The 19,541-nt window shown below is 71.7% G+C and carries 23 protein-coding genes; 6 read left to right on the top strand and 17 right to left on the bottom strand.

Annotation, left to right across the window (positions count from 1 at the left end):
- Window positions 1–86 precede the first annotated feature (86 nt).
- A complete protein-coding gene (locus OG553_RS10655) occupies window positions 87–593 on the bottom strand; it encodes a DUF1003 domain-containing protein (protein WP_401244875.1) in 507 nt (168 codons plus the stop codon).
- 166 nt (window positions 594–759) lie between these two features.
- Window positions 760–2,031, bottom strand: coding sequence for a magnesium transporter MgtE N-terminal domain-containing protein (locus OG553_RS10650; RefSeq protein ID WP_405978736.1), 1,272 nt, complete (start codon window positions 2,029–2,031; stop codon window positions 760–762).
- Between the two features lie 178 nt (window positions 2,032–2,209).
- Between OG553_RS10650 and OG553_RS10645 the strand changes: the two genes are divergently transcribed.
- A complete protein-coding gene (locus tag OG553_RS10645; protein WP_405978735.1) occupies window positions 2,210–3,031 on the top strand; it encodes a hypothetical protein in 822 nt (273 codons plus the stop codon).
- A 13-nt stretch (window positions 3,032–3,044) separates the two neighbouring features.
- Here the strand turns inward: OG553_RS10645 and OG553_RS10640 are convergent, their stop codons facing one another.
- Together OG553_RS10640 and OG553_RS10635 are read right to left on the bottom strand one after the other, a co-directional pair.
- A complete protein-coding gene (locus OG553_RS10640) occupies window positions 3,045–3,557 on the bottom strand; it encodes a hypothetical protein (protein ID WP_405978734.1) in 513 nt (170 codons plus the stop codon).
- Between the two features lie 31 nt (window positions 3,558–3,588).
- Window positions 3,589–4,701: a magnesium and cobalt transport protein CorA gene (locus OG553_RS10635; protein WP_362467395.1), complete on the bottom strand. Its 1,113-nt coding sequence runs from the start codon at window positions 4,699–4,701 to the stop codon at window positions 3,589–3,591.
- A 379-nt stretch (window positions 4,702–5,080) separates the two neighbouring features.
- On the opposite strand from OG553_RS10635, the gene OG553_RS10630 reads away from it, so the two are divergent.
- Window positions 5,081–5,665: a suppressor of fused domain protein gene (locus tag OG553_RS10630; RefSeq protein WP_405978733.1), complete on the top strand. Its 585-nt coding sequence runs from the start codon at window positions 5,081–5,083 to the stop codon at window positions 5,663–5,665.
- 79 nt (window positions 5,666–5,744) lie between these two features.
- The gene (locus tag OG553_RS10625) at window positions 5,745–6,383 is read left to right on the top strand and encodes a DUF6758 family protein (RefSeq protein WP_042801712.1); all 639 of its coding nucleotides are present in this window, start codon (window positions 5,745–5,747) and stop codon (window positions 6,381–6,383) included.
- A gap of 637 nt (window positions 6,384–7,020) precedes the next feature.
- Here OG553_RS10625 and OG553_RS10620 read toward each other — a convergent pair.
- The 9 genes from OG553_RS10620 to OG553_RS10580 form a co-directional block, all read right to left on the bottom strand.
- A complete protein-coding gene (locus OG553_RS10620) occupies window positions 7,021–7,284 on the bottom strand; it encodes a DUF6087 family protein (RefSeq protein ID WP_405978732.1) in 264 nt (87 codons plus the stop codon).
- Window positions 7,285–7,304: 20 nt separating this feature from the next.
- Window positions 7,305–8,504, bottom strand: a complete 1,200-nt coding sequence (gene tgmC / locus OG553_RS10615; RefSeq protein ID WP_405978731.1) for an ATP-grasp peptide maturase system methyltransferase — start codon at window positions 8,502–8,504, stop codon at window positions 7,305–7,307.
- A complete protein-coding gene (locus OG553_RS10610; protein ID WP_405978730.1) occupies window positions 8,482–8,829 on the bottom strand; it encodes a hypothetical protein in 348 nt (115 codons plus the stop codon). Before OG553_RS10610 ends, tgmC begins: the two co-directional genes overlap by 23 nt.
- The gene (locus OG553_RS10605) at window positions 8,826–9,467 is read right to left on the bottom strand and encodes an MvdC/MvdD family ATP grasp protein (RefSeq protein ID WP_405978729.1); all 642 of its coding nucleotides are present in this window, start codon (window positions 9,465–9,467) and stop codon (window positions 8,826–8,828) included. The genes OG553_RS10610 and OG553_RS10605 overlap by 4 nt, the downstream gene beginning before the upstream one ends.
- 3 nt (window positions 9,468–9,470) lie before the next feature.
- Window positions 9,471–9,743, bottom strand: coding sequence for a putative ATP-grasp-modified RiPP (locus OG553_RS10600; protein WP_405978728.1), 273 nt, complete (start codon window positions 9,741–9,743; stop codon window positions 9,471–9,473).
- 214 nt (window positions 9,744–9,957) lie between these two features.
- On the bottom strand, window positions 9,958–10,173 hold the full coding sequence (locus OG553_RS10595) for a hypothetical protein (protein ID WP_405978727.1): 216 nt from the start codon (window positions 10,171–10,173) through the stop codon (window positions 9,958–9,960).
- The gene (locus tag OG553_RS10590; protein ID WP_405978726.1) at window positions 10,166–10,327 is read right to left on the bottom strand and encodes a hypothetical protein; all 162 of its coding nucleotides are present in this window, start codon (window positions 10,325–10,327) and stop codon (window positions 10,166–10,168) included. The genes OG553_RS10595 and OG553_RS10590 overlap by 8 nt, the downstream gene beginning before the upstream one ends.
- Entirely contained in the window at window positions 10,324–10,737 is a 414-nt protein-coding gene (locus tag OG553_RS10585; RefSeq protein ID WP_405978725.1) for a hypothetical protein, read from the bottom strand. Before OG553_RS10585 ends, OG553_RS10590 begins: the two co-directional genes overlap by 4 nt.
- Before the next feature lie 137 nt (window positions 10,738–10,874).
- Entirely contained in the window at window positions 10,875–12,128 is a 1,254-nt protein-coding gene (locus OG553_RS10580; protein ID WP_405978724.1) for a helix-turn-helix domain-containing protein, read from the bottom strand.
- Between the two features lie 899 nt (window positions 12,129–13,027).
- Between OG553_RS10580 and OG553_RS10575 the strand changes: the two genes are divergently transcribed.
- Window positions 13,028–13,894 carry a PHP domain-containing protein gene (locus tag OG553_RS10575; RefSeq protein ID WP_362467389.1) on the top strand — a complete coding sequence of 289 codons (867 nt, stop codon included), beginning with the start codon at window positions 13,028–13,030 and terminating at the stop codon, window positions 13,892–13,894.
- A 62-nt stretch (window positions 13,895–13,956) separates the two neighbouring features.
- The gene (locus OG553_RS10570) at window positions 13,957–14,562 is read left to right on the top strand and encodes a MarC family protein (protein ID WP_405978723.1); all 606 of its coding nucleotides are present in this window, start codon (window positions 13,957–13,959) and stop codon (window positions 14,560–14,562) included.
- 69 nt (window positions 14,563–14,631) lie between these two features.
- Here OG553_RS10570 and OG553_RS10565 read toward each other — a convergent pair whose 3' ends face one another.
- The 3 genes from OG553_RS10565 to OG553_RS10555 form a co-directional block, all read right to left on the bottom strand.
- Window positions 14,632–14,784, bottom strand: a complete 153-nt coding sequence (locus OG553_RS10565) for a hypothetical protein (RefSeq protein WP_007266367.1) — start codon at window positions 14,782–14,784, stop codon at window positions 14,632–14,634.
- 95 nt (window positions 14,785–14,879) lie between these two features.
- Window positions 14,880–15,740, bottom strand: coding sequence for an alpha/beta fold hydrolase (locus tag OG553_RS10560; RefSeq protein WP_405978722.1), 861 nt, complete (start codon window positions 15,738–15,740; stop codon window positions 14,880–14,882).
- Window positions 15,741–15,843: 103 nt separating this feature from the next.
- Window positions 15,844–17,817: a DEAD/DEAH box helicase gene (locus tag OG553_RS10555; protein WP_405978721.1), complete on the bottom strand. Its 1,974-nt coding sequence runs from the start codon at window positions 17,815–17,817 to the stop codon at window positions 15,844–15,846.
- 450 nt (window positions 17,818–18,267) lie between these two features.
- Here OG553_RS10555 and OG553_RS10550 point away from each other — a divergent pair, with 450 nt between their 5' ends.
- On the top strand, window positions 18,268–19,026 hold the full coding sequence (locus OG553_RS10550) for a ferritin-like fold-containing protein (RefSeq protein ID WP_125603230.1): 759 nt from the start codon (window positions 18,268–18,270) through the stop codon (window positions 19,024–19,026).
- A 191-nt stretch (window positions 19,027–19,217) separates the two neighbouring features.
- On the opposite strand, the gene OG553_RS10545 is transcribed toward OG553_RS10550, so the two are convergent.
- Window positions 19,218–19,520 (bottom strand): hypothetical protein, encoded by a 303-nt coding sequence (locus OG553_RS10545; RefSeq protein WP_405978720.1) that lies wholly within the window; start codon window positions 19,518–19,520, stop codon window positions 19,218–19,220.
- Window positions 19,521–19,541 lie beyond the last annotated feature (21 nt).

Here is a 19,541-nt window from a genome sequence, read left to right as displayed (position 1 = left end):
GCGTCCTGCTCCGGCACGGCGGCGGAGGGTGTCTCGGTAGCCATGCCCCGATGGTACGGCTCGGTAGCAGGGCTCAGGTAAGCCGATCAGCGGTCGCCTTCGTCACTTTCACCGGGGAATAGCCGCCGCTCGTCCATCTCCTTGATCAGGTCCTGGAACTCCGAGCGGATCCAGTCGCGGGTGGCGACCTCGCCCAGGCCCATCCGCAGCGCCGCGATCTCCCGGGTCAGGTACTCGGTGTCCGCGATGGAGCGCTCGTTCTGCTTGCGGTCCTGCTCGTGCGTGACCCGGTCCCGGTCGTCCTGCCGGTTCTGCGCGAGCAGGATCAGCGGGGCGGCGTACGAGGCCTGCAGCGACAGCATCAGCGTCAGGAAGATGAACGGGTACTGGTCGAACCGCAGGGGGTCGGGCGCGAACACGTTCCACAGCACCCACACCACGATGACCAGGGTCATCCAGACGATGAACCGGCCCGTGCCGAGGAACCGCGCCACCCGCTCCGACAGCCGCCCGAAGGCCTCCGGGTCGTACTCGGGCAGCAGCTTGCGGCGGTCCGGGCGCGGCTGGTCCAGCCGTACGCGCGACCGCGTCAGCGCGCTCGCCCCCGCCGGGGCCGCGCTCCTCGCCCGTTCGGAGGAACGTTCCGTCCGCTCGTTGCGGAGCCGCTCGGCAGCCTCCTCCAGGCGCTCCGAGAGCCCCTCCCGGGCCTGCTCGCGCCGCTCCCGGCGCCGCTCGCGCGCCGCATCGCCGCGCCCGCGCTCAGTGCCCACGCAGGGCCTCCTCGGAGTGGAAGTCCGTCTCCCGCCAGTCGTCGGGCAGCAGGTGGTCCAGTACGTCGTCCACGGTGACCGCCCCCAGCAGCGAGCCGCTCTCGTCCACGACGGGCGCCGCGACCATGTTGTACGCGGCCAGGTAGCTGGTCACCGCGGGCAGCGAGGCGTCCGGGCGCAGCGGCGGCAGGTCCGCGTCCACCAGGGAGCTGACCAGGGTGAACGGGGGGTCCCGCAGCAGCCGCTGGAAGTGCACCGTCCCCAGGTACTTGCCCGTCGGCGTCTCGTCCGGCGGCCGGCACACGTAGACCTGCGCGGCCAGCGCCGGCGACAGGTCCGACTTGCGCACGCGGGCCAGCGCGTCCGCGACGGTGGCGTCCGGGCGCAGCACGATCGGCTCGGTGGTCATCAGGCCGCCCGCGGTGTTCTCCTCGTACGACAGCAGGCGCCGCACGTCCGCCGCGTCGTCCGGCTGCATCAGCGTCAGCAGCCGCTCCTTCTCCTCCTCCGGCAGCTCGGAGAGCAGGTCGGCCGCGTCGTCGGGGTCCATGGCCTCCAGGACGTCGGCCGCGCGCTCCTCCTTCAGCTTCCCGAGGATCTCCACCTGGTCGTCCTCGGGCAGTTCCTCCAGGACGTCCGCGAGCCGGTCGTCGTCGAGGGCGTTGGCCACCTCGGCGCGCCGCTTCGGCGTCAGGTGGTGCAGGACGTTCGCCAGGTCCGCCGGGCGCATCTGCTCGAAGGTCGCGACCAGGTTCTCGGCACCCTGGCCCTCCTCCTCCAGGGAGAAGCCGGTGACCGCCGACCACTCCACCGTCAGCGTCTCGCCGCGCCGGCGCAGCGCACCGCCCTTGCCCTTGCGCACGAAGATCCGGTCGATCTCCCAGTCCCGGCGGGCCGGCAGCTGCTGGATGGCCACGTCCAGGACGGTGACCTCCTCGCCGCCGTCCACCAGGCGCACCCGCCGGTCCAGCAGCTCGCCCAGGACCAGCCGCTCCGTCGGCCGCTGCTCGAAGCGCCGCATGTTGACCACACCGGTGGTGATGACCTGCCCGGACTCCACGCCCGTCACCCGCGTCATCGGCAGGAAGATCCGCCGCCGGCTGACGACCTCGACCACCAGGCCCAGCAGCCGGGGCGGACGGCCGCCCACCCGCAGCATCGCCACGAGGTCGCGGACGCGGCCGACCTGGTCGCCGTTGGGGTCGAAGACGGGCACACCCGACAGATGCGAGACGAAGATCCGCGGGGCGCCTGCAGCCATCCGTGCGCCTCCTAGAGCGTCCATCAACAGTCGTGCCGAGCCTCAGGCTAGCCCGTGGCGGCGGAAGGCGTCCTGGTGGGGCCGTCCGGCCGGGGCGTGTCCGGGGGTCCGCCGGGGCGGTGCCACCGGACGGGTACGCTGCCTGCTGCCGCAGACCCCCGACGGAAGGCACACGCCCGTGACCGCCCACACCCCCGCCGTACGGCTGCGCCGGGCCGCCTTCATCGGTGCCCTCTGCGCGGGCCTCGCCGTCGCCGGGACGGGCTGCGCGGAGAAGAAGGACCCCGACAAGGGCACGAACGGCGTCGGAAAGCTCGCCCCCGACAAGATCGAGGGCCAGGCGAAGGCCGCGGCGACCGCCGCGAACTCCGTCCACCTGGCCGGCACCCTCGTCACCGGCGGCAAGACCTTCACCCTGAACATGCGGCTGAAGTCCGACGGCGGCTCCGGCGAGGTCAAGTCCGCCGAGGACACCTTCCAGCTGCTGCGCGTCGGCGAACAGCTCTACCTGAAGGCCAGCGCCGCCTTCTGGGGCAAGTCGGACTCGGCGGGCAAGCTCGGCGACAAGTACGTGAAGGTGCCCGAGGGCGACCCCTCCTACAAGCAGTTCCGCGGGTTCACCGACATGCACGTCCTGCTCGACGGCCTGCTCGGCCTCCAGGGCAAGCTCACCAAGGGCGCCTACACCACCGTCGCGAACACCCGCGCCGTCCCCGTCTCCGCCGACGCGGGCAAGGGCGGCAAGCTGTCGGTGTCCCTGGAGGGCACCCCGTACCCGCTGCTGATGGAGCGCGCCGGCGGCGCCGGCCGCGTCGAGCTGACGGAGTGGGGCAAGCCCTTCCCGCTGGAGGCGCCCGCGCAGGACCAGACCGTCGACTACGGCAGCCAGCTGCCGACCACCAAGGACGGCAAGGGCACCACCCCCGGTGCCTCCCCGGCACCCTCGAAGTCCTCCGGGCAGAGCGGCCAGGGCGGCCAGGGCTCCGACCCCAAGAGCTGAGCGGCGGCGACCGCTACTGCTTGGCCTTCTTCCGCTTCAGCAGCAGCTTCGGCAGACCCGCCGGGATCGGCTTGCGGGTGACCGCCGGGGAACCCACCGGCCGCGCCGCCAGCGAACCCGTCGGCAGCCCGTCCGCCACCGCCACCGGCTCCAGCCGCAGCAGCCGGCACTCACGGGCCCAGCGCTCCGTCATCCGCTCCGAGTCGGGCGCGTTCAGCCGCTTGCCCTTCAGCTCGGCCACGGCCGCCTCCCAGGACTCGCTGCCGGGCACGAGTTCCCGTACGGCCGCCGTCCACGCCACCAGCCGGCCGCCCTTGTCCTTGCTGCGCACGGTCACCTCGGCCGAGGCGCCGTCGGTCAGCCCGGGGAACGGCTGCTCGCCGGGGCCGTCGCCGAGCACGTGCGCGGCGCCGTCCACCCAGGCGTGCCACAGGGCCCGGTCCGCACCGGTGCCGCGGACCCAGATCAGGCCGGACTTCTTGGAGGCCTCCTCGACGAGGGCCAGGTCGAGCGCGCTGAGAGTCATGCGCACAGCGTAGGCGGTGCGCTCCCGGCCGCTACAGCCAGCCGTTGCGCCGCAGCGTCCGGTGGATCGCGAAACAGCTGCCGACGATGGCGGCCATCACCAGGGGATAGCCGTACTTCCAGTGCAGCTCCGGCATGTGGTCGAAGTTCATCCCGTACACGCCGCAGATCATCGTCGGCACGGCGATGATCGCCGCCCAGGAGGTGATCTTGCGCATGTCCTCGTTCTGTGCGACCGACGCCTGCGCCAGGTTCGCCTGGAGGATGGAGTTCAGCAGCTCGTCGAAGCCGATGACCTGCTCGTGCACCCGCGCCAGGTGGTCCGCCACGTCCCGGAAGTACTTCTGGATGTCCGGGTCCACCAGCCGCATCGGCCGCTCGCTCAGCAGCTCCATCGGCCGCAGCAGCGGCGACACCGCCCGCTTGAACTCCAGCACCTCCCGCTTCAGCTGGTAGATCCGGCCCGCGTCACCACCCCGGGCGACCCCCTTCGCCGGGGCCGCGAACACCGCGCTCTCCACCTCGTCGATGTCGTCCTGCACCGCCGCCGCGACCGCGATGTACCCGTCCACCACGTGGTCCGCGATCGAGTGCAGCACCGCCGACGGCCCCCGCGACAGCAGCTCCGGATCGTCCTGGAGGCGGTGGCGCAGGCTCCGCAGGGACCCCTGGCCGCCGTGCCGGACCGTGATGACGAAATCCGGGCCCGTGAAGCACATCACCTCACCCGTCTCCACCACCTCGCTGGTCGCGGTCAGTTCGGCGTGCTCCACGTAGTGGATCGTCTTGAAGACCGTGAAGAGGGTCTCGTCGTACCGCTCCAGCTTCGGCCGCTGGTGCGCGTGCACCGCGTCCTCCACCGCCAGCGGGTGCAGCCCGAAGGTCGCCGCGATCCCGGCGAACTCCTCGTGGGTGGGCTCGTGCAGCCCGATCCAGGCGAAACCGCCGTCCTCGCGCACCCGGCGCAGGGCCTCACGCGGCGTCAGACAGTCCCCCTGCGCACGCCGCCCGTCGCGGTACACGGCGCAGTCGACCACCGCACTGCTGGCGGAGGGGTCGCGGGTGGTGTCGTAGCCGGGCTGGACGGGAGTGGACTTGCGCAGTGCCGGACGGACGGCGGCACGGAGGTAGGGCAGCATCGACATGGCAGGCTCCTTCTCGCGCACGGCTGCGGACCGCACGGGTGGGAGGCCCCCTGTGACGGCCGGGGGCTGGCAGCCCGGGGCCCACGGAGGGAAACAGGACGGGAGGACAAAGTTCTGCCGTCGCTCTTCTGCTGATCAGAAGATCAAAGAGGGCTGGAGGAGCCCTGGAAGGACGCCGAAGAGCGGCTGGTACTGCACGATCGACTTCGATCCATCGCAGCCCCACCTCCTCCGGCCGGTCCCCCGTGGGGGACGTCCTGTCGCCGGAGCCCTGAAACAACTCTTCTGAGTGCGGCCCCGACCAGCTGTCAACACTATCAGCCGACGGATGGTCAAGACCCGCCCTTTACCCGGCGGATACGAGTTCTATGCTCGCTCCATGGCAGAAATTCTGGCCCTCGTCGAAGCCCGGCTGCGCAGCACGCTCGGCGAACCCGACGCCCGCGCCTCCGTCACCTTCCTCGGCACCGACCGCATCGAGGTCCTCCGCTTCGCCGACGGCGACCTCGTCCGCTACGCCACCCTCGGCATGTCCGCCCACCCCATGACCGACCCCACCGCCGTCGTCGCCGACCCGGTGCGCGGCCCGCGAGCCGAACTCGTACTGACCGTACGGGCCGGCCTCGCCCCCACCGACAAGCTCCTGCGGCCACTGGCCGTGCTCGCCGCCTCCCCGATGGTCGAAGGGCTCGTCGTCGCCCCCGGCGCCTCACTCGACGTCGGCGAACCCCTGTGGGAAGGAGCCCCGTTCAGCTCCGTACTCGTCGCCGAACCCGGCGGACTCGTCGAGGACCTCGACCTCGACGAGCCCATGGACCCCGTCCGCTTCCTCCCCCTGCTCCCCATGACGGCGAACGAAGCCGCCTGGAAGCGCGTGCACGGAGCCGCCGCGCTCCAGGAACGCTGGCTCGCGCGCGGCACCGATCTGCGGGACCCTCTGCGTACGGCCGTCGCACTGGACTGAGCCCGGAGTGAGCCCGGAGTGAGCCCGGACGGGTGATCGCGTCTTGACGACGCCCCGGGCGGGGAGGAGCGTGCTTCCTATGAGGGGCGAACCGAGTTGCCCGAAGTGCGGTGGCCGGGTCCGCGCGCCCGGCCTCTTCTCCGACTCCTGGCAGTGCGCGGTGCACGGCGCCGTCCACCCGCTACAGCCTGTGATCCCGCCCAGCGTCGAAGGGCTGGAGGTCGTGGTCAACCGGGCGAACGTGCCCGTGTGGATGCCGTGGCCGCTGCCGGTCGGCTGGCTGTTCACCGGCGTCGCCAGCGCAGGTGACGACCGCAGCGGCGGCCGCGCCACCGCCGTGGCCTGCACCGGCCCGGGGCCGCTCGGCGGCCTCGGGGAGCTGCTGCTCATCGCCGAGGAGCTCGGCGTCGGCCTGGGCTCCCGCTTCGCCGGCATCGACGCCCCCGACCCGGGCCCCTACATCAACGTCTCCGCCCCACCCCACGCCAAGGTCGTCGCCGCGGGCCGCCCCACCCCCCTGTGGCACGTCAAGGGCGCCCCCGACGACCGCGCCGTCTTCGCGGGCGAAGCCCGCGGCCTCTGGCTGTGGGCCATCGTCTGGCCCGAACAGACGGGCCTCCTCATGTACGACGAACTGGTCCTCACCGACCTCCGCGACGCGGGCTCGGAGGTGGAACTCCTCCCGTGCGGCGCCCTGAGCCCGCGGATCTTGGGGTAGGGCGGGGGCAGGCGTACGGGGCCTGCGGCGCGGGCCCGCCATCTCCCCCTCGACTTCCCGGGCCCGGTCGGTGGCTGCCTACCCGCCTCCCTGTCTGCGGGGCGGTGGCCGAGTGGGCGGTATCCCCTCGGGCGGTCTCATCGCCGGTTTGGGGGTTTCCCGTCAGTCCCATCGTCCTTCCGTGTCGGGCCGGCCTGTCAAGGGCGCTCCTTCGTCGCGTCGCTACGCGATCGCCTTCGGCGACCCTTGACAGACCGACCCGCCCCGGAAAGCCGAAAGACTGCCGGGAAACCCCCAAAAGAACGGCACGGTCCAGAGGAGAAGGCACGGCCGTATCAGGGAGCAGGCGACGGGCCGGGGGCCGGCCCGCCGGGCATCCGGGCCCTCAGAGTCCCGATTCCGAGCCAGGGGCGCGGCTACCCGCACCAAAAGGCGACCCAAGCAGCCCGGGAAGCCCCCAGACGCAACAGATCGCTACGCGCTCCTCTTTTCTCGGCGTCTTGCGACCGTCTTGGTTGATACCTGCACCAAATGTTGCTCAGAGCGCTGTGGGAAGCGGCCGGGCGCGTCAGATCGCTACGCGCTCCTCTGATCTCGGCGTCCGGCGGTTGCAGTAACGGAGGACGCTGGTGTGTGGTTAGCCGTTGACCCAGGCTTTTGCCGCCGCGAGATCAGGGGCGGTACCAGCCACGGCGTAGACGAAGCCGTCCCATTCCTCCAGCACGCGCGGTGCGTCCGGGTTCACATGGCTGCCGCCGCCGTGAAGCGGTCGATGCCGTCGGATGACATCCTGCGGCGCTTGGCGGCGCTTGGTGTAGGCGGCGAGCGGGTCGGTGCTGTCGATGCGGGGGACGGCACGGGACGGCTGATTCGGCGGTCCGGGGCGACGGTGCTTGGCCATGGGGTCATGGTTCCAGGGCTTTAGGGGCGCGGCAGCGGGAGACGGGAAATCCGTGGATGCCTCAGGTGCTGGCCGTCGGCGTGCACGTGGACGGTGAAGGACTCCGGAGCCGGGGCGTCGGCCGCGTCGAAGGCATCGAGCATGCCCTCGACGGTGTCCCACAGCCGGACCGGTCCGCCCTCGCGAACCTGCCAGCCGTCGGTCTGCGGGGCGAGGACGGCTGCGGATCCGGTGACTGTGTCGACCAGGAGCACGCTCTCACCGAGCGTGGTCATCTGGGCGTTGGGGATGGCGGTCTGGGCGAGGAAGCGCAGGTGAAACGCTTCCGCGGTGGGCGCGGTGATCCGCTGCGGCGCGTGCCGTGCCGGTCGGGCGGCGCTGTCTGCCCGGGGCATCCAGTGGGCGGGGTTGCCGAACGCGGGGGCGGCGTGAGCACGGGCGGCCATGAAGGAGACTGTGCCGGGCAGCAGCGCGCCCATTGCGGTGCCGTCCTCGGCGACGGTGAGGAGGACGCGAGCGTATCCGTAGAGCCAGCCGGACAGGGTGAGGAGGATTTTGCCGCCAGGCCGGGTCTGGGTGAGGAGGGCAGGCGGTACGGATCGGAAGGAACATGCGGCGACGATCCGGTCGAAAGGCGCCTCGGGCCAGTACCCGTACATGCCGTCCGCCACCGCGAGGGCAGGTGTGTAGCCCAGGCCGTAGAGGGCTCCGGCAGCCTGGGAGAGGCGGTGTCCGTCGACCTCGATGGAGGCGACCGCCGTGGCGCCGAGCCGCTCGCAGGCGATCGCGGTGGAGTAGCCGGTTCCAGTGCCGATCTCCAGGACTCGGTGGCCGTCGTGGAGGTCGGCGTCAGCCCACATCTGCACGACGAGGGACGGCAAGGTCGAGGAGGACGTCGGGGCTCCTCCGTGGCGGGGGCCGGCCTGCTTCCAGTTGGGTTCGTCGCCGTCGAACTGGGTGATCAGGGTGTTGTCGCTGTAGACCGCGGTCAGCCATCGGGAGCGGTCGCGTTCCGCGGTGACGGGCTCCCACACCGTCAGCCCCTGGGGGGTGGGGGCGTCGGCGGACGCGTAGAAGCCGGGAACGAACCGGTGTCGTGGCACCGCCTCGACCGCCGCCCGCCACGTCGGATCGTTCAGCACGCCGGTCTTGGCGAGCGCGTCGGCCATCTTGTGCCGGAGCCGGGTGGCGTCGTTCTCAAGGTCGGCGGGCGTGAACATGGCCTGCCGCCTCCTTCCTGGTGAGGATGTCGGCGAACGCCTTGGTGATGGCGGGCGCGTCGGGGAGCCAGCCCCACTGTCCGTTCGGGTTGCACTCGATGGCCGTCCAGTCTTCCGCAGCATGCCCGTCGCCGGTGAGGGCGAAGTCGAAGCAGCCGAAGACCAGACCGAAGGACTCCAGGTAAGCGAGCACGGCGGTGACGATGGGCGCGGGAACGCCGATCGGGGTGTGGACCAGCTTGTTCCAGTCGCCCCGGCGCCAGTCCAGGGCGCCGTCCGCTGCCTGGACGCGGCTGGCGAACACCCGGTGGCCGACGACGGTCATGCGGACATCACCCGTCTTGGGGATCTCCACCTGGAACAGGTGAGGGAGTCGTCGAAGGTGTCGGGGTCAACACGCTGCGCCCAGATCGCTCCGGCATGGACGTCCTCGCTGGCGGGCAGGCCGCGGAAGGGCTTGTAGATGATGCGGCCGTGCTCGGCGGCGAACGTCCGCGCTTGCCCCGCGTCGTTGGTGATCAGCGTCGCTGGGATGGTGAGGCCCAGTTCGGTGAACCGTTGGAGCTGGGCGGGCTTGTACTCGGCGCGGGCGACGGCCAGCGGGTGGTTGACGTACAAGGCGCCAGTCAGGCTGTGTAGGACGCCGTTCAGTCCATGGCGGGCTTCGGCGGACGCGAAGTCGCGCTGCTGCGTGGGCAAGTGCTCGTACCGGGCGGCGTACGGGGTGGGGCGGCGGTAGTACACCGCCGCCACCTCCCCTAACTCCACCTCCCGGCTGCCCGTGGCCAGGCGCCCGCCCCAGGACTGGGTGCCGCCGCCGATGTGGGCGGCGAAGGACACACCCGCACCGATGTCGGCCGGGTCCGCGCGGACCACCGGCACGTCGCGCTCGTTGAGTGCGCCGATGACGAGATCCGCGGTGACGTCCTCAAGCGCGGTCAGGACCAGGACGGTGGAGGTCATCGGTCAGTCCGTGCTGTAGTCGGGGTTGGAGTCGTCGGCGGTCTGCGGCTGCGGGGCGTTGCCGTCGCTGCCGCCGGACTGGGAGGTCGTGGGGTTCGTCTGGTTGGTGCCGTGCTGGCCCATCCCCACGCGCTGACCAGTGGCGTCGGTGTAGCGCGCGGTCTGCGTGGACGGATCCAGCGTCACCGTCGCGTAGGCCGGCGAACCGATCGGAAGCCGGTCGGTGACCAGCCGCATCGCCCACGGCGACGAGGATGTGAAGGTTGCGGTGCGCATGGTGGTGCTCCTCTCGATGGAGTGTGAGTAGTGCGGGGGTGGTGCTGCCCGTTCCGGCTCGACGTGGCAGACGTGCAGTCGGACGGGAGTTCTCAGGGGCTGGCCTCTATGGATTGGGCTCGACCAGAGGGCAGGGAGGAGGCGGCTCCGCCCACGTGTATGGGTTGACCCGCAGGGGCTGTGGCGACGGGTGGCCCGGCCGGGGGCGAGGCGGTCACCGGCCCATCGCAGGCTCGACGTTGCCGACGGCGGTGGTGAACTCGCGCCCGGACGCGCCCCGGATGTACGCGAGCTCCACCCAGCGCTCGATGCCGGTGTCGGAGACGTTCTCGTTGACCACCGCCATCAGCACGCCCTCGGTGCCGGAGGCGATGTCGCGGACTCGCTTGCGCAGCAGGCGGTGCGGCACGTACTCGTAGCACTCACTCATCCGACACCTCCCGAGCGGTGAGGGCGAAGCGCTGCCAGCCGACCAGTGCACGGGCGAGGAGGTCGGCGCTGGGCTGCGGAACCTCGGCGAGCCCGAACCCGGGGTCGTCAGGGGTGTCAAGACACAGCACGCCCCGGACCTCGCGCCCCGTCACGAGTCGTCCTTCGCCGTCAGGGCGTCCGGCAGGACCACGACGAAGAGGCCGTGTTGCTCCTGCCAGTTCCGCCAGCGGGCCTGCGCAGTCGGGCCGGAAGCCAGGTGGGAGACGGCAGGGACCACGAGGCCGGATACCTGCCGGTCCTCGATGAGCTGCGCCAGGCGCGGCCAGACCCGGCGTTCCTCACGGGGGGTGTCGGCGGGGCCGACGTCACAGAGGATCGCGCCGGGCCGGACCGTCCAGTCCCTGGCCTCGGCGTACCGCCGTAGCGCGTCGAGGACCGTGTAAGGAGAGGGCTCGGAGACGCTGCGGAGGTTGGCGTAGACGGCCACGTTGATGCGGGTGAGGCCGAGTGCACCGTCCGCGATGTTCCGGCGCCGCTCGCGAGTCTGAGGACTTCGGTTCATACCGATGAGGGTCTCGCTGATGGGTGGTCAGGAACAGAAACGCCCCGTACGACTCGGGCGGCGAGATCGCGCCCAACTCGTACGGGACGTAGGACTGTTGAACATTTGATGGCGCGCGGTCGTGTGGTTCGTGGGACCTACAGGGCGGTCCGGCGGTCGGCCGCCGCGAACCCCGCGTCCACCGGCGGCCGGATACCGATCAGCTTCGAAACCCTGGCCAGCCGCGCCGTCGACTGCCGTCCTGCCTTCTCCGCGATCACGCCGGGCAAGGTCTGGTGGCGGGCCCAATCCGGGGCTGCCCTGAGAGCGTCCTCCAGTGTCGTGAGGGACGCGTCCCACATCTTCGCGTCGGCCTGTGCCATTGCCTTAGCCATGGCGTATCGGTTCCGGGCGGCCTGGGTGAGCTGAGCGGTGTGTCCGGCCTCGCCTTCGGTGATGGACTGAATGAGAGTAAGGGCCTTGCCGGTCTGACCCATCGCGACGTTGATGTCGACTGCCTGCGTCGTCGCGGTGACGGGGCCGAACAATGTGCCTTGGGCACGGTGCTCCGCTCCCATGCGGGCCCCCGTCGCGTTGGACTGGGAAAGGAAGTCGGCCGCGCGCTCCTTGTCTCCAGCCCGAGAGGCGACGACCGCAGCGAAGTTGGCGTGACTCCCGTACACCGTCAGCTCCTCCAGAGTGGCGCTGGAGAACCGCGGCTCGATGTCCACCGCGGCTTTCTCCGCCAGCCGCGCAGCGTCCTCCAGCCGGGCGTCCCGCAGGTAGACCCAGGCTCGCCCGGAGTCCACCAGCGCCGGCCGGAGGCCATCCGGCCCTTTCTCTGCCGCCGCGCGGGCATGGCCGATCGCGGCGTACGCGAGGTCACGGACGCCGACAAGGTTGGCGACGTAGGCAGCGATCCGGTAGGCGTCCGAGACGGCGCCCCACATGACGCTTTTCTGCCCCACGGGGCGGTCCCTCAGGGTGGCCGCAGCTGCGACGAGGAGAGGCGTCACTATGGCTCCGGCCTCCGTGTAGCGGCCGCGCCAGTAGAGCTCCCAGCAGTTGTCGGTAGCGCGTTCGAGGTCTTCGAGCGTGGCTGACTCGGCGGCGTCCGGCAGGATGCCGGCGGCCGTGTCGTGGACGGCTGCCGAGAGTGCGCGGATCATCATCCGGTCGTCGGCATCCATCGCGCGGCGGGGAGGCTGCTGGCCTTCGATGACGGAGAGGTCCGCGCCGAGGGCGGCAGAGATCTTCATGAGGGTTTGGAGGGTGAGGCGCCGGTCCTGCTCGGCGGCCTGGATGGTGGCCAGGGCAAGGCCGGTCATAGCAGCAAGCCGCTCCTGGGAGATCTGCTTTCCCCGAAGGATTTTGATGCGTTCGCCAGTGCTGTACGAGGACCACGAGGGCATGAGCGGGGCTCCGTTCTGGACCACAGCGATTTCTTCAGCGTATGGCCGGGAACCGGTGCAGGGGAACGAAAATGAGCCTCCACCCACCGGTCCGCAGACAGTAAGGCGGGTGGGGGCGGGATGTCCCGGGAGGGGGCCTACGTGGCCTGCGTCAGCGCGCAACCCTGTTCTCCCGACGATCCGATCAGCCCGAGACGGCCGCCGGACGCCGAAATCCGGGCAGCGCGTAGCGATCTGACGCGCCCGTCGGCGCCCGGGGCTGCTCTGCTTGTCCTTTGGTGTGGGTATCAGCCCAGGGCGGTCGTCGGACGCCGAGACGAGAGGGGCGCGTAGCGATCTATCGCGCTTTGGGGGCTCCGCTGGTCGCTCTGATCGACCTCTCGTGCAGGTAGCCGCGCGCCCGACCCGGGCCGAGGGCTGCATGGGCCCGGATGCCCGGCGGGCCGGGGCCCGGGCCCGTCGCCTCATCGCTGATACGGCCGTCCCTTCTCCTCTGGACCGTGCCGTTCTTTTGGGGGTTTCCCGGCAGTTCTTCGGCTTTCCGTGGCGGGTCGGTCTGTCAAGGGTCGCCGAAGGCGATCGCGTAGCGACGCGACGAAGGAGCGCCCTTGACAGGCCGGCCCGACGCGGAAGGACGATGGGACTGACGGGAAACCCCCATGCCTTCTCTGAGGCCGCCCGAGGGGGTGCCGCCCCTGGCCCCCGGACCCGCAGACGGGGGCGGGTGGGCAACTACCGACCCGCCCTCGCCCCTCGAGGGGGAGATAGCGGGCCCGCGCCGCGAGACCCGTGCGCCCCCCTGCCGCAATCCCCGTACGCCCCGCCCAGCGGGACCGTTCCGCTTCGTGCGGGCGGTACCCTGGAGTGTCCCCCGTCCGCGTGAACCCTGGAGTCCGGCTGTGCGCATCGACCTGCACGCCCACTCCACCGCTTCGGACGGTACCGACACCCCCGCCGAGCTGGTGCGCAATGCCGCCGCGGCCGGGCTGGACGTGGTCGCGCTGACCGACCACGACACCGTCGGGGGATACGCCGAGGCGATCGCCGCGCTGCCCGCCGGGCTGACGCTGGTCACGGGTGCCGAGCTGTCCTGTCGCCTCGACGGCGTCGGGATGCACATGCTGGCGTACCTGTTCGATCCCGAGGAGCCCGAGCTCGCCCGCGAGCGGGAGCTCGTGCGGGACGACCGGACCCCCCGCGCGCAGGCCATGATCGGCAAGCTCCAGGGGCTGGGCGTGGACGTCACCTGGGAGCAGGTGGCCCGGATCGCGGGGAACGGCTCGGTCGGCCGCCCGCACATCGCGACCGCGATGGTCGAGCTGGGGGTCGTCCCCACCGTGTCGGACGCGTTCACCGCGGACTGGCTCGCCGACGGCGGCCGCGCGTACGCCGAGAAGCACGAGCTCGACCCCTTCGACGCCATCCGCCTGGTCAAGGCGGCCGGCGGGGTCACCGTGTTCGCGCACCCCGCCGCGGTCAAGCGCGGCGAGTGCGTGCCCGAGTCCGCGATAGCCGCGCTCGCGGCCGCCGGCCTCGACGGCATCGAGGTGGACCACATGGACCACGACACCGCCACCCGCGCCCGGCTGCGCGGACTGGCCGGGGACCTGGGTCTGCTGACGACCGGCTCCAGCGACTACCACGGCAGCCGCAAGACCTGTCGTCTCGGGGAGTACACGACCGACCCCGAGATCTACGGCGAGATCACGCGCCGCGCGGCGGGGGCCTTCCCCGTGCCCGGCGCCGGTGGAGACGCCCGCGCGTAAGCGCCGCGCCCACACGTCCCCCTCCCGCTTTTTGGTAACACCCCTCACTGCAAGGCATCACTGTGTTTGATTTCGCCGTCTTCGGATCCCTTTTTCTCACGCTTTTTGTGATTATGGACCCCCCGGGGATCACGCCGATCTTCCTCGCCCTGACCTCCGGCCGTCCGGCCAAGGTCCAGCGCCGCATGGCCTGGCAGGCCGTCTGCGTGGCCTTCGGAGTCATCGCGGTCTTCGGCCTCTGCGGCCAGCAGATCCTGGACTACCTGCACGTTTCCGTCCCGGCGCTGATGATCGCCGGTGGTCTGCTGCTCCTGCTGATCGCGCTCGACCTGCTCACGGGCAAGACGGACGAGCCCAAGCAGACGAAGGACGTCAACGTCGCGCTCGTCCCGCTGGGCATGCCGCTGCTGGCCGGTCCCGGTGCGATCGTCTCCGTCATCCTGGCCGTGCAGAAGGCCGACGGTTTCGGCGGTCAGCTGTCGGTCTGGGCGGCCATCGCCGCCATGCACGTCGTGCTGTGGCTGACGATGCGCTACTCGCTGGTGATCATCCGGATCATCAAGGACGGCGGCGTCGTCCTGGTCACCCGTCTCGCCGGCATGATGCTCTCGGCCATCGCCGTCCAGCAGATCATCAACGGCGTGCTCCAGGTCGTCCGCGGCGCCTGAGCCGCCTTCGCCCCGACGTACGAACGCCCCCGCACCCAACCGGTGCGGGGGCGTTCGCGCGTGACATCGTCAGGAGGACGCACTCTCGGCCGGTCGGATCAGGATGCGCTGGCCGATGGCGGCCGCCTGCTGCACGATCCGGTTGACGGAGGCCGCGTCCACGACGGTGCTGTCCACGGCGGTTCCGTCGACGTCGTCCAGGCGCAGAATCTCGAAGCGCACGGCTTCTCCCTTCGTCGGTGTTCTCCTTGCACAGGGTTCAACAGGGGCCGCGTGAGAAACATTCCCTACGCTAAGGAAATTTTTTCCTTAGCTAACTACCGGCCACTCAAGGATCGCCAGAAGTCCACTAGTGCACCCGCCGTGACCTGCGGGTTCTCCGCGTTGGGGGAGTGTTCGGCGCCCTCCACCACCACGCGGGAAGCAGCCAGCCGCAGGGCCATCTCGTCCATGAGCGGCACCGGCCAGGCGTAGTCCACCACCCCGGACAGCACCAGCTTCGGCAGTGGCACCGCCGCCAGCTCCGCCACCCGGTCGGGCTCCGAGACCAGCACCCGCCCGGTGGTGATCAGCTGCTCCGGAACGGTCCGCAGCCAGCGCCGGTGCAGGAACTCCGCCAGCTCGGGAGAGTCCGGCTCCGCGTCCGCCGGGTCCTGGGCCCGCATCGCCGCCCAGACGGTCTGCATGTCCTCACGCAGCTCCTCCAGGGCCATGACCAGCAGCTTCGTACGGGCCTGCTGCTCCTCCGCGATCGCGCCGGGCCCGCTGCTCATCAGGGTGAGGGAGGCGAAGGGGGAGGCGTCGCGCAGCACCGCGGCGCGCGAGACGAGCCCGCCGAGGGAGTGGCCGACCAGGTGCAGGGGGCCCGTGGCGTCCAGGGCCGCGGCCTGCGCCAGCACGTCGAGGGCGAGCTCCTGGAGTTCGTACGCGGTCTCCTCGCGCGGGCCGGGGCTCTCGTACTGGCCGCGCCCGTCGACGGCGACCACCCGGTAGCCGGCGGCGGCGAGCGGCTCCAGGAGGGCGATGAAGTCCTCCTTGCTGCCCGTGAACCCGGGGACCAGCAGGGCCGTTCCGCGTACGGACTCACCCGCCTCGTGCACGGCGAACTCGCCGCGGGCGGTGGTCAGGCGGTACGCGCGGGCGGCGGGCGGCAGGGTGAGGCGCGGCGGCTTGCTCATGGCCCGAGGTTACCGGCCCGTAGCACCGCCGGGGGATACGGGAACGGCCCCGGCCCCCTCGAAAGGGGACCGGGGCCGTTCTGCGGGCGCGTGCCCGGCCGGGTCAGCGGAACCGGCGGGTGGTGCGGGCCGGCTCGGACGGCGGGGCCATCTGGAAGTCCGGCTCCGGCGCGGCGGCGGCCGCCTTGCGGGACCGGGTCCGCCGGGGCGCGGGCGCCTCGGTGACCGTGCCGGTGACCACGTCGGGGATCGGGGTGGCCACGGCCTTGCGGGTCGGGACCCGGCGCGGCTTCTTCGGCGCGGCCTCGGCGGCCGGGGCCTGGGCCGCCGGGGCCGGGGCGGCCGGGGCGGCTTCGACGACCTCGACGGGAGCGGCGGCGGCCTTGCGGGTCCGCGTCCGCTTCGGCTTGGCCGGGGCCTCCTCGGCGACCGGAGCCTCGACGGCGACCGGGGCCTCGGCGACGGGGGCCTCGACCACCGTGGCGGCGGTCTTGCGGGTCCGGGTGCGCTTGGGCTTGACCGGGGCCTCCTCGACCACGGCCGGTGCCTCGACCACGACCTCCGCGACCGGGGCGGAGACCGTGACCGGCGCCTCGACCACGGCGGCCTCGGCGACCGCGGCGACGGCCGAAGCCGTCACGCGGGTCCGGCGGCGGCGCGGCCGGCGCGCCTCGTCGGCGGCGGGAACCTCGGCGGCCGGGGCCTCGGCCACGGCCGGGGACTCGACGCCCGACTCGGCGTCCAGCTCGGCACCGCCACGGGTGCGGCGGCGCTGGCGCGGCGTACGGGTGCGCGCGGGGCGCTCCTCCGTCACCACGGCGGCGGCAGCGGCGCCGCGGCCGCCACGGCCACCGCGCCCGCCGGTCTCGCCCAGGTCCTCCAGCTCCTCGGCCTTCAGGCCGGCCCGCGTGCGCTCGGCGCGCGGCAGGATGCCCTTGGTGCCGGCCGGGATGTTCAGCTGCTCGTACAGGTGCGGGGACGTGGAGTACGTCTCCTCGGGCTCGTGGAAGTCGAGCTCCAGCGCCTTGTTGATCAGCTGCCAGCGCGGGATGTCGTCCCAGTCGACCAGGGTGACGGCGGTGCCCTTGTTGCCCGCGCGGCCGGTGCGGCCGACGCGGTGCAGGAAGGTCTTCTCGTCCTCGGGCGTCTGGTAGTTGATGACGTGCGTCACGCCCTCGACGTCGATGCCGCGCGCGGCGACGTCGGTGCACACCAGCACGTCGACCTTGCCGTTGCGGAAGGCGCGCAGCGCCTGCTCGCGGGCGCCCTGGCCGAGGTCGCCGTGGACGGCGCCGGAGGCGAAGCCGCGCCGCTCCAGCTGCTCGGCGATGTCGGCCGCCGTGCGCTTGGTGCGGCAGAAGATCATCGCGAGCCCGCGGCCTTCGGCCTGCAGGATGCGGGAGACCAGCTCCGGCTTGTCCATGTTGTGCGCACGGAAGACGTGCTGCGTGATGTTGGCGACGGTGGCGCCCTCGCCGTCCTCGGAGACGGCGCGGATGTGCGTCGGCTGCGACATGTAGCGGCGGGCCAGGCCGATGACCGCGCCCGGCATGGTCGCCGAGAACAGCATCGTCTGCCGCTTCGCGGGCAGCAGGTTCATGATCTTCTCGACGTCGGGCAGGAAGCCCAGGTCGAGCATCTCGTCGGCCTCGTCCAGGACGAGGGCCTTGACGCGGGACAGGTCGAGCTTCTTCTGCCCGGCCAGGTCCAGCAGGCGGCCCGGGGTGCCGACGATCACGTCGACGCCCTTCTTGAGGGCCTCGACCTGCGGCTCGTACGCGCGGCCGCCGTATATGGCGAGGACGCGGACGTTGCGGACCTTGCCCGCGGTCAGGAGGTCGTTGGTGACCTGGGTGCACAGCTCGCGGGTCGGAACCACCACGAGGGCCTGCGGGGCGTCGGTCAGCTGGTCGGGCCTGGCCCGGCCGGCCTCGACGTCCGCGGGGACGACGACCCGCTCCAGCAGCGGAAGGCCGAAACCGAGCGTCTTGCCGGTTCCGGTCTTCGCCTGGCCGATGACGTCCGTGCCGGAGAGGGCGACGGGGAGGGTCATCTCCTGGATCGGGAAGGGGGACACGATGCCGACGGCTTCCAGGGCCTCGGCGGTCTCGGGAAAGATCCCGAGTTCTCGGAACGTAGTCAGGGTGCTGCCTCTTCTGTGAGACGCGGCGCGAGGCGGCGAGGGGGGTCCTACCGTGCCGGGCTTGCAGTACTGCTGTGTACATACAAAGCTGCGCGGGACCACTGGCCTTCGCTCAAGCGCTTCTGCCGCTGAGGGGGCCCCTCGTGCGGATCGGTGCGCATGGACGCACCACCACACAGAGGGCGGTCGGGTGGAGCCGATCGGGCCACCGACCGGGCATCCTCATTCGGATGGCCCGCCGAGTATTCGGCAGGCGCATTACCACTGTACCCCGGAATCGCGCAGGTGTGTCGGGTGAATTCACCAGGTAGGCGTGTTTACCGGGGCCGACAGTGTGCGGGTGTGGTGACTTGTGCGGCCTTTCGGCGGGCTATTGTGCGGAGCATGTCGACCGTAGAAAACGCATCTCCCGCCGACGACGACGCCCAGGAGCAGCCGCAGGGCATCGCCGCCCAGGACTGGGCGACGGCCTCCGCCTCCCCCCAGTACCGTGCCGCCGTCGTGGACCTGCTCGGCGCGCTGGCGTACGGGGAGCTCGCGGCCTTCGAGCGCCTGGCGGAGGACGCGAAGCTCGCGCCCAGCCTGGGTGACAAGGCCGAGCTGGCGAAGATGGCCTCCGCCGAATTCCACCACTTCGAGCGGCTCCGGGACCGTCTGGCGGCCATCGACGCCGAGCCGACCGCCGCGATGGAGCCCTTCGCCAAGGGCGTGGACGACTTCCACCGCCAGACCGCCCCCTCCGACTGGCTGGAGGGCCTGGTCAAGGCCTACGTCGGCGACTCGATCGCCAGCGACTTCTACCGCGAGGTCGCCACCCACCTCGACACCGACACCCGCGCCCTGGTCGTCGGCGTCCTCGACGACACGGGCCACGGCGGTTTCGCCGTCGAGAAGGTCCGGGCCGCGATCGAGGCCGACCCGCGCTGCGGCGGCCGGCTCGCGCTGTGGGCCCGCCGGCTCATGGGCGAGGCCCTCTCGCAGGCGCAGCGCGTGGTCGCCGAGCGCGACGCGCTGTCCACCATGCTGGTCGGCGGCGTCGACGGGATGGCGGCCGGCTTCGACCTGGCGGCCGTCGGCGAGATGTTCACCCGCATCACCAAGGCGCACACCAAGCGCATGGCGGCCCTGGGCCTCGCCGCGTAAGCCCTGGCCGGGCGTTTTGCGGGACCACGTGGGCCGGGCGGGCTTCCCCCGGCCCCGTTCGGCTTCCGCCGCGCGGGGCGTCGGGGCCCGCCCCGGGCCCGGGGAGCCCGTGACCGCCCGCGCGGGCAATCCGGCATCACCCCGGTCGGCGCCGCACGGCTCGCGCCGCTCAAGCGCGGCGCGAGCGCCGCTCAGCCCCCCGACGAGAGCGAAAACGGAGCGCGCCGGGGGGACCTCCCGGAGCCGTCGGCGGGACGCAGCAGCAGCGACAGCACGACGGCCGAGACGCCGACGCCGCCCAGCAGCGTCGCGAACAGGGTGTTGTGCCCCGGACCCAGCGACATGTGCGTCAGGTACGCCCCGAACAGGGCCCCGACCACCCCGCTGACCAGCACCGTCCTGGTGGACGGCAAGCGCTTCGCGAGGAGCCGCGAGGCGGCGCCCGCCAGTGCGAGGCCGAGCAGCCCGGAGCCGAGAGCCTCCATCAGCAGCATCTGGTCACTCCCATGCGTCAG

This window comes from Streptomyces sp. NBC_00158 (assembly GCF_045160885.1).
Classification (GTDB): domain Bacteria; phylum Actinomycetota; class Actinomycetes; order Streptomycetales; family Streptomycetaceae; genus Streptomyces.
This window is presented reverse-complemented; position numbering and strand designations above follow the sequence as displayed.

Excerpts from the sequence above, each read along its gene's own strand:
- OG553_RS10585 (WP_405978725.1), bottom strand. The coding sequence starts at position 10,737 with ATGAACCGAAGTCCTCAGACTCGCGAGCGGCGCCGGAACATCGCGGAC.
- OG553_RS10630 (WP_405978733.1), top strand. The coding sequence starts at position 5,081 with ATGGCAGAAATTCTGGCCCTCGTCGAAGCCCGGCTGCGCAGCACGCTC.
- OG553_RS10620 (WP_405978732.1), bottom strand. The coding sequence starts at position 7,284 with ATGGCCAAGCACCGTCGCCCCGGACCGCCGAATCAGCCGTCCCGTGCC.
- OG553_RS10610 (WP_405978730.1), bottom strand. The coding sequence starts at position 8,829 with ATGACCGTCGTCGGCCACCGGGTGTTCGCCAGCCGCGTCCAGGCAGCG.
- OG553_RS10580 (WP_405978724.1), bottom strand. The coding sequence starts at position 12,128 with ATGCCCTCGTGGTCCTCGTACAGCACTGGCGAACGCATCAAAATCCTT.
- OG553_RS10635 (WP_362467395.1), bottom strand. The coding sequence starts at position 4,701 with ATGTCGATGCTGCCCTACCTCCGTGCCGCCGTCCGTCCGGCACTGCGC.
- OG553_RS10640 (WP_405978734.1), bottom strand. The coding sequence starts at position 3,557 with ATGACTCTCAGCGCGCTCGACCTGGCCCTCGTCGAGGAGGCCTCCAAG.
- OG553_RS10560 (WP_405978722.1), bottom strand. The coding sequence starts at position 15,740 with ATGAGCAAGCCGCCGCGCCTCACCCTGCCGCCCGCCGCCCGCGCGTAC.
- OG553_RS10650 (WP_405978736.1), bottom strand. The coding sequence starts at position 2,031 with ATGGCTGCAGGCGCCCCGCGGATCTTCGTCTCGCATCTGTCGGGTGTG.
- tgmC (WP_405978731.1), bottom strand. The coding sequence starts at position 8,504 with ATGTTCACGCCCGCCGACCTTGAGAACGACGCCACCCGGCTCCGGCAC.
- OG553_RS10545 (WP_405978720.1), bottom strand. The coding sequence starts at position 19,520 with ATGCTGCTGATGGAGGCTCTCGGCTCCGGGCTGCTCGGCCTCGCACTG.
- OG553_RS10605 (WP_405978729.1), bottom strand. The coding sequence starts at position 9,467 with ATGACCTCCACCGTCCTGGTCCTGACCGCGCTTGAGGACGTCACCGCG.
- OG553_RS10595 (WP_405978727.1), bottom strand. The coding sequence starts at position 10,173 with ATGAGTGAGTGCTACGAGTACGTGCCGCACCGCCTGCTGCGCAAGCGA.
- OG553_RS10600 (WP_405978728.1), bottom strand. The coding sequence starts at position 9,743 with ATGCGCACCGCAACCTTCACATCCTCGTCGCCGTGGGCGATGCGGCTG.
- OG553_RS10550 (WP_125603230.1), top strand. The coding sequence starts at position 18,268 with ATGTCGACCGTAGAAAACGCATCTCCCGCCGACGACGACGCCCAGGAG.
- OG553_RS10625 (WP_042801712.1), top strand. The coding sequence starts at position 5,745 with ATGAGGGGCGAACCGAGTTGCCCGAAGTGCGGTGGCCGGGTCCGCGCG.